Source organism: Streptomyces sp. NPDC028907, assembly GCF_055564995.1.
The window spans coordinates 688,511-702,019 of record NZ_JBVHVE010000003.1; the positions used below are offsets into that span (position 1 = coordinate 688,511).

The following is a 13,509-nucleotide window of genomic DNA, read 5'->3' on the forward strand; positions in this document are numbered from 1 at the left end:
GTGCCCGGTGGCCAGGATCTACGCCACGGCCGAGGACTACCAGGAGTTCACCGGGCAGACCCCGCCGTCGGACATCACCGTGCTGCTGGCCGACGCTACGCGGATGCTGGAGGCGGCCGTCTTCCGTCTGTGCCTCTACGAGGTCGACGAGGACGGCTACCCCTCCAACACCACGGTGCGGGACGCGTTCCGCGACGCGGTGTGCGCCCAGGTGCGGTGGTTCGATGACGTCGGGGACTCCACCGGCGCGTCTGCGGTCGGGTGGGGCAGCGTGCGGCTCGGCTCGGCGCAGCTGTCCCGCTCGGGTACCGCGGTCTCTGGGGCTTCGTCCGCGGCCCGGGAGGTTGCTCCGGCGGTCTGGGACGTGCTCCAGTCTCCGGACCTGACCCCGGACATCTTCACGCTGGGGGCGGTGACGCAGACGTGAAGCTCCCCGGGATGTGGCTGCGGCACACCGTGACCGTGGAGCCGTACCTCGGCGACAACGGGTACGGCCCCCAGTTCGGGGATGCCGTGTCGGTGCGGTGCTTCCTGGAGGAGAAGACGCGGCTCGTGCGCGCGCCGGACGGCCGCGAGGTCACCAGCTCGTCGACGTTCTACTGCCGCCTGGACGCCGTCGACGCCCCACCCGAGTCCAGGGTGACGCTGCCCGACGGCCGCCAGACCACGGTCATCGACCAGGCCCGGCACGACGGCGGCGGCCTGCCGCTCCCGGACCACCTGGAGGTGAGCCTCCTGTGACGCAGTACGCGCGCATGCGGTGGGAGGGGCGGCGCCTGTGGACCACGCGCGGTCGGCAGATGGCTTCGGATGGCCTGCGGCGGGCGCTGGAGCATCTCCTCGCCGAGTCCAAGAAGATCGTGCCCTTGGAGGAGGGCACCCTTGAGCGGTCCGGGCGGGTCGACGTCGACGGCCTGAACGGGTCCGTGTCGTACGACACGGTGTACGCGGTCCGTCAGCACGAGGAGTTGACCTGGAAGCACCTGCCGGGCAGGTCGGCGAAGTACTTGGAGAAGCCGATGAACTCGGAGCGGGACGTCATGCTGCGGCTGATGGCGGTGCCGCTCAGGAGGTGGCTGCGTGGCTGACCTCCTGGACGGGCTCGCCCGTCACCTCGCTTCCAAGGGCATCGTCACCTTCGAGACGGCGGCGGCGCCGGGCGGGGACTGTTTCATCGACAGCATGCCCTCCACCCCGGACGAGGCGGTCGTGCTGACGACGTACGACGACGCCCGCGAGCCGGACAGTCTGCTCGGCTATGACGAGCCGCGTGTGCAGGTGCGCGTACGCGGCACCCGCGATCCGCGCGTGTCCCGGGAGCGCTGCAAGGCCATCTACGCCGAGCTCCACGGCCTCGGCCCGGTGACGCTGCCGGACGGTACGGAGCTGATCCTGGCTGTGGCCCTCCAGTCCGGCCCGGCCGCGATGGGCACGGACGAGAACGGCCGGCACGAGCACGTCGTGAATTTCCGTATGGAGCACCGCTCCGTCACGACGCACCGCATCTGACCCAACCCCCTCTTTTCCCAGCCCGGGCGGCCTTCGCTGCGGGCATTTCGTCATGCCCGGAGGAGACATGGCAGCGACCAAGTACAACGCTCGCGACTGCGAGTTCGAGATCGAGGACTTCAACACCCCTGGCACCTGGATCGCGATCAGGACCGCTCAGGGCGGCAGCGGCGAGGGCGGCATCAACACCTTCAGCGTCGGCCACGAGTACGAGACCACCGACACCACCACGTTCGCCAGCGCAGGCCGCGCCGAGTCGCAGAACATGCAGGAGGGCAAGACCCTCACCCTGGAGGGCTTCCGCCTCAAGGACCAGGCGACCGGTGCCCTGGACCCGGGCATGGCAGCCGTCGAGGCCCAGGCCGCACGCCTCGGCGAGGACTCCCTCGTCGGCTTCCGCTTCGCCGCACCCAGCGACACGACCTGGACGGTGTGGGCGGATGCGCACTTCCAGCTCGGCGACTCCGGCGGCGGCAACAACGACAAGGTCGGCTGGGCTGTGACGGTCACACGCTCTGGCCCGGAGACCACGGCGGCCAAGTCGTGACGGCCCGCAAGACCAACCCCGACCACGAGTCCTGGGAGGCGTTCTGGCAGGAGGCCTCCGGCGGCCGTACGGAGGTCATCCGCGGAGTCGAAGTTCAGGTGCCAACCGACATGCCGCTGGCCATGGAGAAGCGCATCGAGGAGCTCAGCGACTCCGAGGCCGAGGAAGACCTGGCCGAGCTGATCGCGATGCTGTTCGGCGCTGACGTCCTGGACGCCTGGGTCGACGCCGGCATGGGCGTGCTGGAGTTCCAGACCGTCCTCACCTGGGGCATGGCGCAGGCCGGCGGCCGGGACCTCTCCTTCAGGGAGGCACTGGAGCTCGTACGGTCCGGTGGCGGCGAGGGAAAACAGGTGGCCCCGAAGGGGCCGAACCGAGCGGCACGAAGGAGCGCACCCGCGAAGCGGTCCGCCGCTGGTGGTGGGCGGTCGAAGCCGACTTCGCGCGCGAGTACCGGCTCGACCCGCAAGACATCGCGCAGCTGACCCTGCGCCGCTTCTACACCCTGCTCAGCGGCCTCAGCCCTGAGGCGATCTTCCGCAAGGTAGCGGGCGATTACATCGGGGTCGTCGACGACCCGGACCAGGTCAGGGCTGCTCTGCACAGCTGATCCAGCCACAACTCCATAGCGGTGAGGGGGTGCCCCGTGTCCCTCACCATTGGCGAGCTCGTCGCGGGCCTGCGTGCCGACGAGCGGCCTTTCACCCGCAGCCTGAGCAGCGCGGAGCTGGCCATGCGCGGTCTCACCCGCGACGTGGATGGCCGCCTGCGGGACATGAACGGCCGCTTCGTCAACTCCTCGCAGGCGATGGGGAACAGCTTCTCGTACAACATCGGCCGGGGCGTGCGGGGCGCCCTGGGCGCCCTGAAGAAGGTGGCGCCGGCCGTCGCTGGCATCGGCGTGGGACTGCCTGCGGTCGCAGCGGTGACCGCAGGTCTGATGGGTCTGGCCGCTGGGGCGGCTGCGGCCGGCCTCGCGGTGAAGGCGTTCAGCCTGGCTGCCGGGCAGCAGTGGACGGCCGTCCAGGACGTCGCCAAGCTCGCCGAGGAGGCGCAGAAGGCCGCCGCTGCGGGGTCTGCCGACGCCGCGGAGAAGCAGAAGGCCTACACCGAGGCGCTCGCGCAGCTGCCGCCCGCCACGCAGCAGACGGCGAAGGCGTTCGTCGGGCTGAAGAGCGACTTCAAGAAGTGGTCCGACGGCCTGTCCGGCACGACCATGCCGGTCTTTACCAAGGGCATCGAGATCCTCCGGGACCTGCTCCCGTCTCTGACGCCGTTCGTGAAGGCCGCGGCGAGCGCGTTCGGCGGATTCCTGGACGAGGTCGGGGCCGGGGTGAAGTCCGCGGGCTTCAAGGAGTGGGCCGCGGACATGGCGCAGGCCGCAGGCCCTGCCCTGTCGAACTTCCTGACCGTCGTCAAGAACCTCGCGATCGGGTTCGGTGGTCTTCTCCAGGCGTTCCTGCCCGTCTCGGACGAGATGACCGGCGGGCTGGCCAGCCTGTCCGAGGCGTTCGCGGGCTGGGCCACGTCGTTGGGCGACAGCGAAGGCTTCGCCCAGTTCATGGACCTCGCCCGCGAGGGCGGGCAGACGTTCGGTGTGCTCGCCACGGCGGCACTTGAGGTGCTGTCGGCCCTGTCTCCGCTGCTGGGGATCACGGCGCAGCTGGCGGTGTTCCTCGCGGACATCATCAACAGCATGCCGCCGGACGTGCTGCTGGCGATCGGTACGGCCTGGGTGGCTATGGGCCTCGCGATCAAGGCGTACGGCCTGTACACAACCATCGCGGCCGCCGCGACCAAGGCCTGGGCGGTCGCTCAGGGCATCTGGAACGCGATCATGATGGCGAACCCGATCGGCCTCGTGATCGCCGCGCTCGTCGCCCTCGTCGCGATCATCGTTGTGGCCTGGCAGAAGTCGGAGACGTTCCGGGACATCGTCAAGGGCGTCTGGGAGGCCATCAAGACGGCCGTCTCAGCCTCTGTTGACTGGATCATGGACAAGGTTGCCTGGTTCGCGACCCTGCCTGGCAAGGTCAGCGGCTGGTTCGGCGCCGCGAAGGACTGGGCCATCCGGAAGTTCACCGAGCTGGTCACGTGGGTGGCGGGGCTGCCCGGCCGGGCCTCCTCAGCGCTGTCCGGGCTGGCGGGTGCCCTGCGCCGACGCGCGGCCGAAGCGGGTTCTCAGCTGGTGTCCGCCACGCGGCAGAAGATCAGCGATGCGATCAGTTGGATCAAGGGCTTGCCGGGCAAGGCGAAGTCGGCGCTCGGCAACCTCGGCGGTGTCCTGTGGAACGCCGGGAAGAGCCTGGTCAGGGGCTTCATCGACGGCATCGTGGCGATGTTCAGCAACGTGAAGTCCACCCTCGGCAACCTCACCAGCAAGCTGACGAGCTGGAAGGGCCCGGAGGACGTCGACAAGAAGCTGCTCACCCCGGCCGGCCGCCTGGTCATCGGGGGCTTCATGCGCGGCATCGACCTGGAAACCCCCGCGCTGCGCGCCCAGTTGCAGAGGCTGACTGGTCAGGTGCCAGGCATAGCGCTGGGCGGCGTCGGCGGCGGGGCAGCTGCCGGAGGCGGCGGCATCGTCGGGCTGCGGATCGAGATCGCCGGGCCTGAGGACTTCGCCCGGCTGATTCGAGGGATCGTCGCCACGAAGGGCGGCGGCAACGTGCAGGTGGCATTCGGCCGAGGACGCGGGTAGGGGGTGGGCTGATGGACCTCGATCTGCGGGGTGAACTCTTCATCGGCGGCGTCTGGGTGGACGCGACGGGGAAGATCCTTAAGCGTCAGTCACTGACGCACACGCGCGGGCGTCAGGATCAGGGTGCCCGTGTGGACCCGTCGACGCTGCGGCCGCTCCTCAACAACACGGACGGCCGTTTCTCGCCGGACAACCCGATGGGCCCGTACTACGGCCAGTTTGGCCGCAACACGCCCTTCAGGCTCTCCCTGGCGGCGGGCAGCCCGTTCCTGGATGCGCCAGGGAACGCCGGGGACCGCGTGACCACGCCCGACGACGCAGCCTTGGACATCACCGGAGACATCGACATCCGCGTCGATGCCACCCTGCTCAACTGGGCAACTGGATCCGTGATTCCGCTGCTCGGCAAGTACAACCCCAACACCAACCAGCGCTCGTACCGGCTCGTCATCGGCACCACCGGGCTGCTGTCCCTGGTCTGGTCCACCACCGGGGCCAACTTCATCGAGGCCGCGTCCACCGCGTCGCCGCCTGTGACCCCAACGGGTCGACGCGCAGTGCGCGCTGTCTTGGACGTGGACAACGGCGCTGGCGGGAACACCGCCACGTTCTACTACGCGGACACGATCGCCGGACCCTGGACGCAGCTCGGCGACCCGGTGGTCACGTCGGGCACCACCAGCATCTTCAACAGCACGTCGCCGCTGGAAGTGGGCCATCTGTCCAATCACGTCTTCCCCGCCCCCGAGGGGCGGTTCCACGCCGTCGAAGTCCGAAACGGCATCGACGGCGCACTGGCTGCTGCGCCGGACTTCACAGCCCAGACGATCGGCACCAGCAGCTTCGTGGACGGCGCAGGCCGGACGTGGACTATCAACGGCGGCGCGTCGATCACGAACCGGCGCACCCGCCTGTCCCACGAGCTGGCGGCCTACCCGACGGAGTGGCACCCGTCAGGGGCGCACGCGTGGGTAAACGCGACGACGGCGGGCATTCTGCGCCGACTGCGCCGCGGTGAACATGCCCTGGACTCCACCCTGCGCAGACGCGTTCCGTCCGGGAACCCACTGGCCTACTGGCCTATGGAGGAAGGCGCATTGGCCACCCAGGCGTCTTCGCCGATCGCCGGGGTGGGTCCGCTGCGCGTGTCCGGGCTGAACTTCGACTCCGGCGAGTCGCCGCCTGGCTCAAGCCCGCTGCCCACATTGGGCCAGAGCGTCTCCCTCACCGGGAGCGTGCCGGGCGCCGCAGCGGGCGCCTGGCACGCCGAGATGGTGTACAAGCTTGACGCGCTGCCCGCGACCGAACGGACCATGTTCACGCTGGACCTGAAGGCTGGTGCCGGCGGCGTGGCCCAAGCGCGGGTTCGCGTCTCCACAGCCGGGATCCGCGTGCAGGGCCTTGACTCCGACGGCGGCGTAGTTGCGGAGTTCTTGCACACCGACCCGAATGCCCTCGCCGCCTTTACCGGTGTGTGGAACCGGCTTGCCATGTTCAGCGCTGTCGACAGTCCGCAGGCGTACATCACAGTGGCGTGGCGGGACGTCATCACGGACATCTGGTGGTACGCGGCTACCGTCTACACCGGCACCCCCGGCACAGTCGTCGGCGTGCGTGGCTCGTGGGGCTCGGACTTCCAGGGCATGGGCATCGGGCACCTCGGCGTTTTCGACGTCGGCGGGACCACGGCCCCATCCGCAGGAGTCACCATCTACAACTCCGCCGACGACGGTTTCACTGGCGAGACGGCCGGTGAGCGCATGCAGCGCCTCGCCGAGGAGGAGACCATCCCTCTGACCGTGTGCGGTGTCGTGGCCGAGCAGACCCTCGTCGGGCCGCAGCGCCCGGACGCCGTCCTCAACCTGCTGGAACAGGCGGGCGACGCGGACGGCGGCATCCTGTACGAGGACCGGGAACAGCCCACCCTGCGCTACCGAGACCGTGCAGGCATGTACAACCAGACGCCCGCCCTGGTGCTGGACTACAACGCCCCCGGTCTCGCGCCCCCGTTGAAGCCCACCGGCGACGACGACGCCACCGAGAACGACGTCACCGTGAACCGAGTGGCTGGCTCGTCGGCGCGGGCGGTCCTGGAGGAAGGCCCGATGTCCGTGCAGGCCCCGCCCAATGGGGTGGGGACGGGCTACGACTCGTCGTACACGCTGAACCTGCACTCCGACGACCAGGCGGAGCCACACGCGTACTGGCGCATGTGGCTCGGCACCTACGAGGGCCGCCGCTACCCGCAGGTCCACGTCATGGTCCACAGGGCGTCTCCGGAGGTCGTGGACCAGATCCTCAACGTCGACGTCGGCGACAAGCTCGTCATCCAGAACCCGCCTATCTGGGTGGCCCCGGGTGACATCGAGCTCATCGTCCAGGGCTACGAGGAGACGTTCGCCGGACCGTTCCAGTGGGACATCGTCTTCAACTGCACGCCCGGTCAGCCCTGGAACGTGGGTGTCGTAGGTGACAGCGAGCGCGGCCGCGTGGACGCGAACCCGTCCGGCTCCACCCTCGCCGTCGCCACCGATGCCGACGACACTCTGATCGTCGTGCACACCCCCGCGCGCGGGCCGATGAGACCCGCCCCGTGGATCACTTCGGCGGGGCCAGCTCCGACCTATCCGGCCGAGTTCCCCTACGACATCCGGTTCGGCGGGGAGACCGCCCGCGTCCTCGCGAACGCACCCGCGGTGTGGGACACCTTCAACCGGGCCGAGGCCCACGGGGCCGTCCTCAACACCAACCCCACGTTCGAGGAGGACCTGGACGGCTGGACCGGCAGCGGCGCCACCCTCGAACGTGTCACGACACCCGAGCTGGCGTCCGCGCCGTTCAGCGGGCAGTGGTCCATGCAGATCACCCCGGACGGTGTCGCCGAGTTCCCCAACGCGGGCTCGGACATGATCCCGGTCACGGCAGGCACGCAGTACAACCTGTCCGGATGGCTGCTCTGCGAGACCAGCCGCAACGTAGCGCTGAACATCAACTGGTTCGACGCCGCCAGCGGCTACCTGTCCACCAGCAGCAACGACCAGGCCGTCACCGCGAACACCTGGACGCATTTCACGCTGACCGCGACGGCGCCGGTGGGGGGCGCCTTCGCCAACCTCGCCCCGACGGTGCCCGACTTCCCGCCGGCCACGGACGTGACCTACGCCGACCAGGTGGAGTTCTCCGCGGTCGTGGCCGACACCTGGGGCCGCACCGACGGCCCGTCGACGTGGGCGGAGACCGGTGGGCTCGCTTCGGACCGGAGCCTGAACGGCACCGCCGGCGTCATCACGCTGGCGGCGACACCGGCCACCATCCGCTTCCAGCGCCTGGTGGCCGGGCTCACCGACACCGAGGTCCTCGTCCGCATGAGCGTCGACCAGGTCGCCACCGGAAACGCCCTGCTGCCGTCGGTGCTGCTGCGCTACGTGGACACGTCGAATTTCTACCGGGCCAGGGTGCACTTCGGTCTCAGCGGGGCCATGTCCGCCTCGATCACCCGCGCCACGACCGCCGTCGGCTCCACGGCCACACTGCCCTACACCTACGCCGCGGGCGACTGGTTCTGGGTGCGTGCCCGGCTCACCGGCCAGCGCGTCCAACTGCGCGTGTGGCCGGACGGCCAACTTGAGCCCGCCGTGTGGCACAAGGACGAGACGATCGCCTCCGACACGATCGCCTCCGGCCAAGTCGGCGTCACCGCGTCGGCGTTCGACACCAACACCAACGTCAACCCGCAGCTCAGGTACGACGACTTCACGGTCATCACCCCGCAGCTGATGACCGTGCAGCGGTCGCTGAACGGCGTCGTCAAGGCCCACGCGGTCGGCGCCGAGGTACGGCTCGCCCAACCCGCTGTCGTCGCCCTTTAAGGAGGTGCCGTGCTCGATTTGTGGCAGCCCGGCATGATCATGACCGAAGAGCGGCTCAACGATGCCGCGATGATCGGCGCAGCTCTCTTCCTCGCCAACCGCAGCACCACCCAGGCGATCACGACCGGTGCCGAGAGCGCCGCGAACGCGGTCTCCTGGACCGACATCGAACTTGATGCTCTGGGTGGCTGGTCGGCGGCCAATCCCACGCGGTGGACCGCGCCTCGGGACGGCTGGTACAAGCTGGAGGGCTCCGTCGGCTTCAACGGGTCCACGGCCGGGGAGATCCGGGACGCGATCTGGTTCATCAACGGGGCGCTGATCTCGATGGGGCGGGCCCGGACGATCGCCTCGACGGCCATCTCGGGTGACCCGCTGACCATTGAGGCCCGCGCCATTCCCCGCCTGCTGGCTGCGGGTGACTACGTGGAGCTGATCGCCGCTCAGGACTCCGGCAGCAGCCTGAACACCGCGACCGGATCCCTCCGGCCGTTCATCTCGATCACCTTCGCCGGGGCGGCCTGACCGCACCCCGCACCCCGCACGCCCCGCGCCGCCTGGCCGGGGCCTTCTTCATGCCCTGGAGGGACCTGTGAAGCCATCGATCGAACGCATCGTCCACTACGTCAGCTACGGCACCCCAGGCGGCGAGTACACCCGCGAGTGCCGCGCCGCGATCGTCACGGAGGTCATCAACCCCGACCTAGTCGGACTCGCCGTCCTGAACCCCACCGGGATGTTCTTCAACAGGGAGATCACGCACGACGAGAGCGGGACCGCCGGCGGCACGTGGCACTGGCCGGAGCGTGTGTGATGCAGCTCGTCACCCGCAAGGCGCTGGGGTGGCCCGTTTCGGCAGCGCCGTCCCAGGCGACCGCGAAGGGCGTCAAGGTCCACTACACCGGTGGCCACGTCTCCACAGCCCTGCTGAAGGACCACAGCCGCTGTCTCGCCCTGTGGCGGGACATTCGCGCCTCCCACCTCGCCAACAAGGCCGAAAACTACTCGGACGTCGCCTACAACTACGCGGCCTGCGTCCACGGCTACGTCCTCGAGGGCCGAGGCCGCGGCCGACGCACCGGGGCCAACGGCAACCAGACCCTGAACCGGGCGCACTACGCCGTGCTGGGCCTGATCGGCAGCTCGGGGCTCACAGAGCCGACTGACGAGCTGCTGGGTGCGATTCGGGACGCGATCGAGGACCTCCAGGGGCACGGCGCGGGCAACGAGATCAAGGGCCACCGGGACGGCTACGCGACTGCGTGCCCGGGCGGCCCGCTGTACGCCTGGGTGAAGAAGGGCGCGCCCCGTCCGGGCAGGGAGCCTGCGGCTGGCGGCTCGTACACGGTGAAGGCTGGGGACACGCTGACAGCCATCGCGAAGCGGTACGCCACCACTGTGGATGCCCTCGTGTCGGCGAACGGCCTGAAGGATCCGGATCGGCTGGCGGTGGGGCAGAAGCTCACGATCCCCGGCGGGAAGCCTTCGACCCCGAAGCCGTCCCGGCCGGTGGTGGACCTCTCCCAGCTGGTCGCCGCGGCCCGCTCGAACCCGCCCGCGAAGGGCACGCCGGTCACGTACTCCGGCGTGAAGACCGTGGAGGCCGCGCTCGTCGCCGAACGCCTCCTCTCCAAGAGCCTGGCGGACGGCCACTTCGGCACGGCCACCGTCAAGGCGTACGCGGCGTGGCAGCGGCGCTGCGGCTGGTCCGGCGACGACGCCGACGGCACGCCCGGCATCGCATCCCTCAGAAAGCTCGGCGCCCGCCGCGGCTTCGACGTCAAGGAGTAGCCCATGTTCACCAAGGCATTCTGGAAGGCCACCGGCGAGCGGACCGTACGCACCGTGTCCCAGACCCTCGTCGCCACCCTCGGTCTCGACACCACGGGCGTCCTGGACGTGGACTGGGGCCAGGGCCTCGCGCTCGGAGCGAGTGCCGGCGTCCTCACTGTCCTCACCGCGCTCGCGACGGGCAACGCTGACGGGCCGGGCCTGACCGAGTCCGTGAGCCGCCAGTGACGCCGCCGGAGTCGACCACGATCGCGCTCGAACTCGCCGAGCTCCGACGCACGATGGAGGTGGGGTTCACGCGCGTCGACGGCCAGCTCGCGCTCCTGGTGCAGCGCACCGAGCAGACCGACAAGACCATCGACGAGCACGACCAGCGAATCACCGCGCTGGAGCGGAGCCGCTGGCCCCTGCCGGCCGTGGCCGCGTTGACCGCCGTCGGCGCGCTCGGATTGTCGGTGTGGCAGGCCCTGGGCCAGTGAAGGAACGGTTTGCCCCCTCTCGCCCTACGGGGTGGGAGGGGGCCTTTCGTCGTGTCTCAGCGCGGGTTCAGCGTCCTCCGCGCGCGGTTGATCACGTTCTGCGCATCCGCCCCGTACACAGCCGACTCGCCCAGCGTGTCCCACACGCGCCGGTAGGAGGCCACCGTCTCGTCGTCGTCCAGCCACAGCTCGGCGTGCCAGTCCTCGGCGATGACGAGCGTGTTGTCGAGTATCCAAAAGCCGTTGGCGGTGGGAATCTTCAGGGAGGCGCTGAGCGGGATGATGCCGAGCTCGATCGTGTCCATCCCTACGTGCCCTGCCAGCCGGTCCAGTTGTGCGGCGAGGACAGATGGCGGGCATACGAGCGCGTGGAGCGCGGCCTCCCACACCAGCGCGTGGAAGCGCCTGCCGCCCTTGTACAGCCACGTCTGCCGTTCCATCCGGGAGCGGACGGCTTCCTCCGTATCGCGCTTCGTGCCCTGGATGTCGGCGTACCGCAGGAAGATGTGCCGGGCGTAGTCGGCGGTCTGGAGCATGCCCGGGACGACTGCCTCTTCCCAGGCGTGGATGACGCGGGCCTGGTCCACGGCGACGTTCCACGTGTCTTGGACCGGCCGGTGGCCGGCGCTGAGCTGGCGGCGCCAGGAGCGGATGTGGGACTCGAACCCCCTGAGTCGGGCTACCAGTTCCTCGGCGGTGTCCGAGTGGCCGACGGCCTCCGCCCAGGCCTGGAGGTCCTCCGGGACCGCGGTCTGCCGGCCGCCCTCCAGCTTGTACACCTTGGAGTGCGGCCAGCCGAGCCGTTGCGCGAGCTGCGTGCCGGTGAGACGGCCTCCCAGGGCAGACAAGCGTAGCTCCCTCAGGCGGCGGCCGAGGGCCTCGCGTGCCTGCTGGTAGTCCGTGCTCACCGGTGCCGGGTCAGCCCTTCAGCTGCGCCGCGAAGGCGTCGTACGGGGTGGAGGCGTGCACCGCGGCGTCGCGGACCTGGCAGTAGCGCAGCACCTCGGCGGGCTCGGTGATGATCTCAACGTCGTGGAAGACGTCCTGGTCGTTGAAGTTGAGGATCGCGACCAGCCGCGAGTCGAAGAGCCAGAAGTCCTTGGCGGGCAGGTGCGCCCGCACAGCGTCCTCGCGCCACAGGTTGCGGGCGTCCTCGCCGGTGGCCGCATTGACGCGGGCGTAGCTGAGGAGGAACCGCTGACCGTCGGTCGGCGGGTTGTCGACGACGCGCACGCGCCCGACGTACTTCCCGGCCTCCGTCTGCCGGCGGATGTTCTGGCACCAGTCGCTGTCGAGGTCGCACGGGGCCTCGCCGGTGGCGAGGAACTGGGCGAAGCCCTCGTCCTCCCGGTCGGAGGCATAGCCGCGCCGGGTCTCCAGGTGCCATGCCGAGTGTTCGAACGTCTCGAAGAGTCGGCCGAACTCCTCAAGGTTGATGCTCTTCGGCACGCGGTGCATCTCCTTGGGGCCGTGGTTCACGAGCAGCTCGCGGGGGACGGCCACGGCGGCGTCCCCGGGGCCGAAGTGCTGAAGCTGGGCGAGGTCTTCCGGAGCGGTCACCGGCGCGCCCTGGACGATGATCTCACCGCTGTCGAGGTCCTCGTGGACTGCTGGGCATGAGCCGTTCTTGCTGTCGGTGCCGTTGAAGCGAAGTCGTCGCGCCATGGTCGTCTCCCGTCAGTACCGGATCGTTCGCCTACAGCATCGCCAGGCCGGACGGCCCCTAACTACAGGGCACGCGCCGTTCCGTGAGACCACACAAGAACATTTCGTCATCCGGTGAGAACATTCGAGAACATCGCATAGCGGCTGTCAACAGGGCCTCCCTACCGTCCTGTTCATGGTCAAAGCCCGCGAGTTGCAAGAGGTCGATCCCTTCACGGCCCTGGAGTCGCTGAGGACATCCCTGGATCAGGTCGGGATCGTTTTCCCCTCCCTCAGGGTCGACCCGCAGATGGAGCAGCTGATCGAGCTGGGGCGCGTCCGTGTGGACGTGGCCCTACGGCTGGCTGACGCACTCCGACGAGGGGGCCCAACGGAATGAGCAAACAGCCGATCACGGCCCCGGTAGCGGACTCCCGCCCGGCCGATGTACCGACGATGCGCAGGACCGTGGAGCGCCTCCTCTGCCCCGACGGCGCCCCGGACGTCCTTCCGCCGGCCGCTGAGGTTGACACGCTCGACCTCACGGTCCGCGGCCAGCTGGCCCTCCTCATCCCCGAGGTTGAGAAGGCGGCCGGACGGCGCCCGAAGGACGTCCAGACGTACTGCGCGCTCGCCTGTGTGGGAGAAGCGCGCCGGAAGTTGGGCGTCACGCCAGGTTCCACGCTGCAGGCCCGCGTCGAACACGCGCGGAAGCTGGGCCGGGTCCTCCTCTCCCTGTGTGACCACTACGAGCGGCTCGGCCTCTTAGGCGAGGTACCTGAGCAGACCGCCCTACGGCGCATGGGGGAGCACGCGGCGAAGTGCCCTACGTGCCGGACTCGCGACGACGCGGGCGTGAACGCCAACCTTCCTTGCTCCGAGGCCGACCGGCTGTACGACGCGTGGAGGAAGGCGCGGCGCGGCACCACCAAGGCAACCGCTGTGTGATGAGCTCCCGCTCCCGGCCGC

General features: G+C 69.5%; 17 protein-coding genes. 15 read left to right on the top strand and 2 right to left on the bottom strand.

The genetic code is table 11. From position 1 onward, the window contains the following. The first annotated feature begins 7 nt into the window (after nucleotides 1-7). The 13 genes from ACZ4UU_RS12365 to ACZ4UU_RS12425 all read left to right on the top strand — a co-directional run bounded on the left by ACZ4UU_RS12365 (nucleotide 8) and on the right by ACZ4UU_RS12425 (nucleotide 10,896). Nucleotides 8-427, top strand: a complete 420-nt coding sequence (locus ACZ4UU_RS12365) for a hypothetical protein (RefSeq protein WP_468039048.1) — start codon at nucleotides 8-10, stop codon at nucleotides 425-427. Beyond that, nucleotides 424-741: a hypothetical protein gene (locus tag ACZ4UU_RS12370; RefSeq protein ID WP_468039050.1), complete on the top strand. Its 318-nt coding sequence runs from the start codon at nucleotides 424-426 to the stop codon at nucleotides 739-741. Before ACZ4UU_RS12365 ends, ACZ4UU_RS12370 begins: the two co-directional genes overlap by 4 nt. Next, entirely contained in the window at nucleotides 738-1,088 is a 351-nt protein-coding gene (locus tag ACZ4UU_RS12375) for a hypothetical protein (protein ID WP_468039052.1), read from the top strand. Before ACZ4UU_RS12370 ends, ACZ4UU_RS12375 begins: the two co-directional genes overlap by 4 nt. Continuing rightward, nucleotides 1,081-1,509, top strand: coding sequence for a minor capsid protein (locus ACZ4UU_RS12380; RefSeq protein ID WP_468039054.1), 429 nt, complete (start codon nucleotides 1,081-1,083; stop codon nucleotides 1,507-1,509). Before ACZ4UU_RS12375 ends, ACZ4UU_RS12380 begins: the two co-directional genes overlap by 8 nt. Nucleotides 1,510-1,576: 67 nt before the next feature. After that, nucleotides 1,577-2,056 carry a phage tail tube protein gene (locus tag ACZ4UU_RS12385; RefSeq protein WP_468039056.1) on the top strand — a complete coding sequence of 160 codons (480 nt, stop codon included), beginning with the start codon at nucleotides 1,577-1,579 and terminating at the stop codon, nucleotides 2,054-2,056. Then, on the top strand, nucleotides 2,053-2,541 hold the full coding sequence (locus tag ACZ4UU_RS12390) for a hypothetical protein (protein WP_468039058.1): 489 nt from the start codon (nucleotides 2,053-2,055) through the stop codon (nucleotides 2,539-2,541). Before ACZ4UU_RS12385 ends, ACZ4UU_RS12390 begins: the two co-directional genes overlap by 4 nt. 161 nt (nucleotides 2,542-2,702) lie before the next feature. Beyond that, a complete protein-coding gene (locus ACZ4UU_RS12395) occupies nucleotides 2,703-4,757 on the top strand; it encodes a hypothetical protein (protein ID WP_468039060.1) in 2,055 nt (684 codons plus the stop codon). Nucleotides 4,758-4,768: 11 nt separating this feature from the next. Further along, entirely contained in the window at nucleotides 4,769-8,626 is a 3,858-nt protein-coding gene (locus ACZ4UU_RS12400) for a hypothetical protein (protein WP_468039062.1), read from the top strand. Between the two features lie 9 nt (nucleotides 8,627-8,635). Continuing rightward, a complete protein-coding gene (locus tag ACZ4UU_RS12405; protein WP_468039064.1) occupies nucleotides 8,636-9,151 on the top strand; it encodes a hypothetical protein in 516 nt (171 codons plus the stop codon). 67 nt (nucleotides 9,152-9,218) lie between these two features. Further along, entirely contained in the window at nucleotides 9,219-9,440 is a 222-nt protein-coding gene (locus ACZ4UU_RS12410) for a hypothetical protein (protein ID WP_468039066.1), read from the top strand. Continuing rightward, nucleotides 9,440-10,417 (top strand): LysM peptidoglycan-binding domain-containing protein, encoded by a 978-nt coding sequence (locus ACZ4UU_RS12415; RefSeq protein WP_468039068.1) that lies wholly within the window; start codon nucleotides 9,440-9,442, stop codon nucleotides 10,415-10,417. The genes ACZ4UU_RS12410 and ACZ4UU_RS12415 overlap by 1 nt, the downstream gene beginning before the upstream one ends. Before the next feature lie 3 nt (nucleotides 10,418-10,420). Next, nucleotides 10,421-10,645, top strand: a complete 225-nt coding sequence (locus ACZ4UU_RS12420; RefSeq protein WP_468039069.1) for a holin — start codon at nucleotides 10,421-10,423, stop codon at nucleotides 10,643-10,645. Between the two features lie 53 nt (nucleotides 10,646-10,698). Next, on the top strand, nucleotides 10,699-10,896 hold the full coding sequence (locus tag ACZ4UU_RS12425; protein ID WP_468039217.1) for a hypothetical protein: 198 nt from the start codon (nucleotides 10,699-10,701) through the stop codon (nucleotides 10,894-10,896). Between the two features lie 56 nt (nucleotides 10,897-10,952). Here ACZ4UU_RS12425 and ACZ4UU_RS12430 read toward each other — a convergent pair whose 3' ends face one another. Both ACZ4UU_RS12430 and ACZ4UU_RS12435 read right to left on the bottom strand, forming a co-directional pair. Further along, nucleotides 10,953-11,804, bottom strand: a complete 852-nt coding sequence (locus tag ACZ4UU_RS12430; RefSeq protein WP_468039071.1) for a helix-turn-helix domain-containing protein — start codon at nucleotides 11,802-11,804, stop codon at nucleotides 10,953-10,955. A 10-nt stretch (nucleotides 11,805-11,814) separates the two neighbouring features. Beyond that, the gene (locus tag ACZ4UU_RS12435) at nucleotides 11,815-12,561 is read right to left on the bottom strand and encodes a DUF6879 family protein (RefSeq protein ID WP_468039073.1); all 747 of its coding nucleotides are present in this window, start codon (nucleotides 12,559-12,561) and stop codon (nucleotides 11,815-11,817) included. A gap of 175 nt (nucleotides 12,562-12,736) precedes the next feature. Here ACZ4UU_RS12435 and ACZ4UU_RS12440 point away from each other — a divergent pair, with 175 nt between their 5' ends. Together ACZ4UU_RS12440 and ACZ4UU_RS12445 are read left to right on the top strand one after the other, a co-directional pair. Then, complete coding sequence (locus ACZ4UU_RS12440; RefSeq protein ID WP_468039075.1) at nucleotides 12,737-12,940, top strand: hypothetical protein; 204 nt, start codon at nucleotides 12,737-12,739, stop codon at nucleotides 12,938-12,940. After that, nucleotides 12,937-13,488 carry a DUF6415 family natural product biosynthesis protein gene (locus ACZ4UU_RS12445; protein WP_468039077.1) on the top strand — a complete coding sequence of 184 codons (552 nt, stop codon included), beginning with the start codon at nucleotides 12,937-12,939 and terminating at the stop codon, nucleotides 13,486-13,488. Before ACZ4UU_RS12440 ends, ACZ4UU_RS12445 begins: the two co-directional genes overlap by 4 nt. Nucleotides 13,489-13,509: the final 21 nt, after the last annotated feature.

Coding starts and splice junctions, on each gene's coding strand:
- ACZ4UU_RS12420 (WP_468039069.1), top strand. CDS start 10,421: ATGTTCACCAAGGCATTCTGGAAGGCCACCGGCGAGCGGACCGTACGC.
- ACZ4UU_RS12435 (WP_468039073.1), bottom strand. CDS start 12,561: ATGGCGCGACGACTTCGCTTCAACGGCACCGACAGCAAGAACGGCTCA.
- ACZ4UU_RS12415 (WP_468039068.1), top strand. CDS start 9,440: ATGCAGCTCGTCACCCGCAAGGCGCTGGGGTGGCCCGTTTCGGCAGCG.
- ACZ4UU_RS12385 (WP_468039056.1), top strand. CDS start 1,577: ATGGCAGCGACCAAGTACAACGCTCGCGACTGCGAGTTCGAGATCGAG.
- ACZ4UU_RS12400 (WP_468039062.1), top strand. CDS start 4,769: ATGGACCTCGATCTGCGGGGTGAACTCTTCATCGGCGGCGTCTGGGTG.
- ACZ4UU_RS12445 (WP_468039077.1), top strand. CDS start 12,937: ATGAGCAAACAGCCGATCACGGCCCCGGTAGCGGACTCCCGCCCGGCC.
- ACZ4UU_RS12425 (WP_468039217.1), top strand. CDS start 10,699: ATGGAGGTGGGGTTCACGCGCGTCGACGGCCAGCTCGCGCTCCTGGTG.
- ACZ4UU_RS12440 (WP_468039075.1), top strand. CDS start 12,737: ATGGTCAAAGCCCGCGAGTTGCAAGAGGTCGATCCCTTCACGGCCCTG.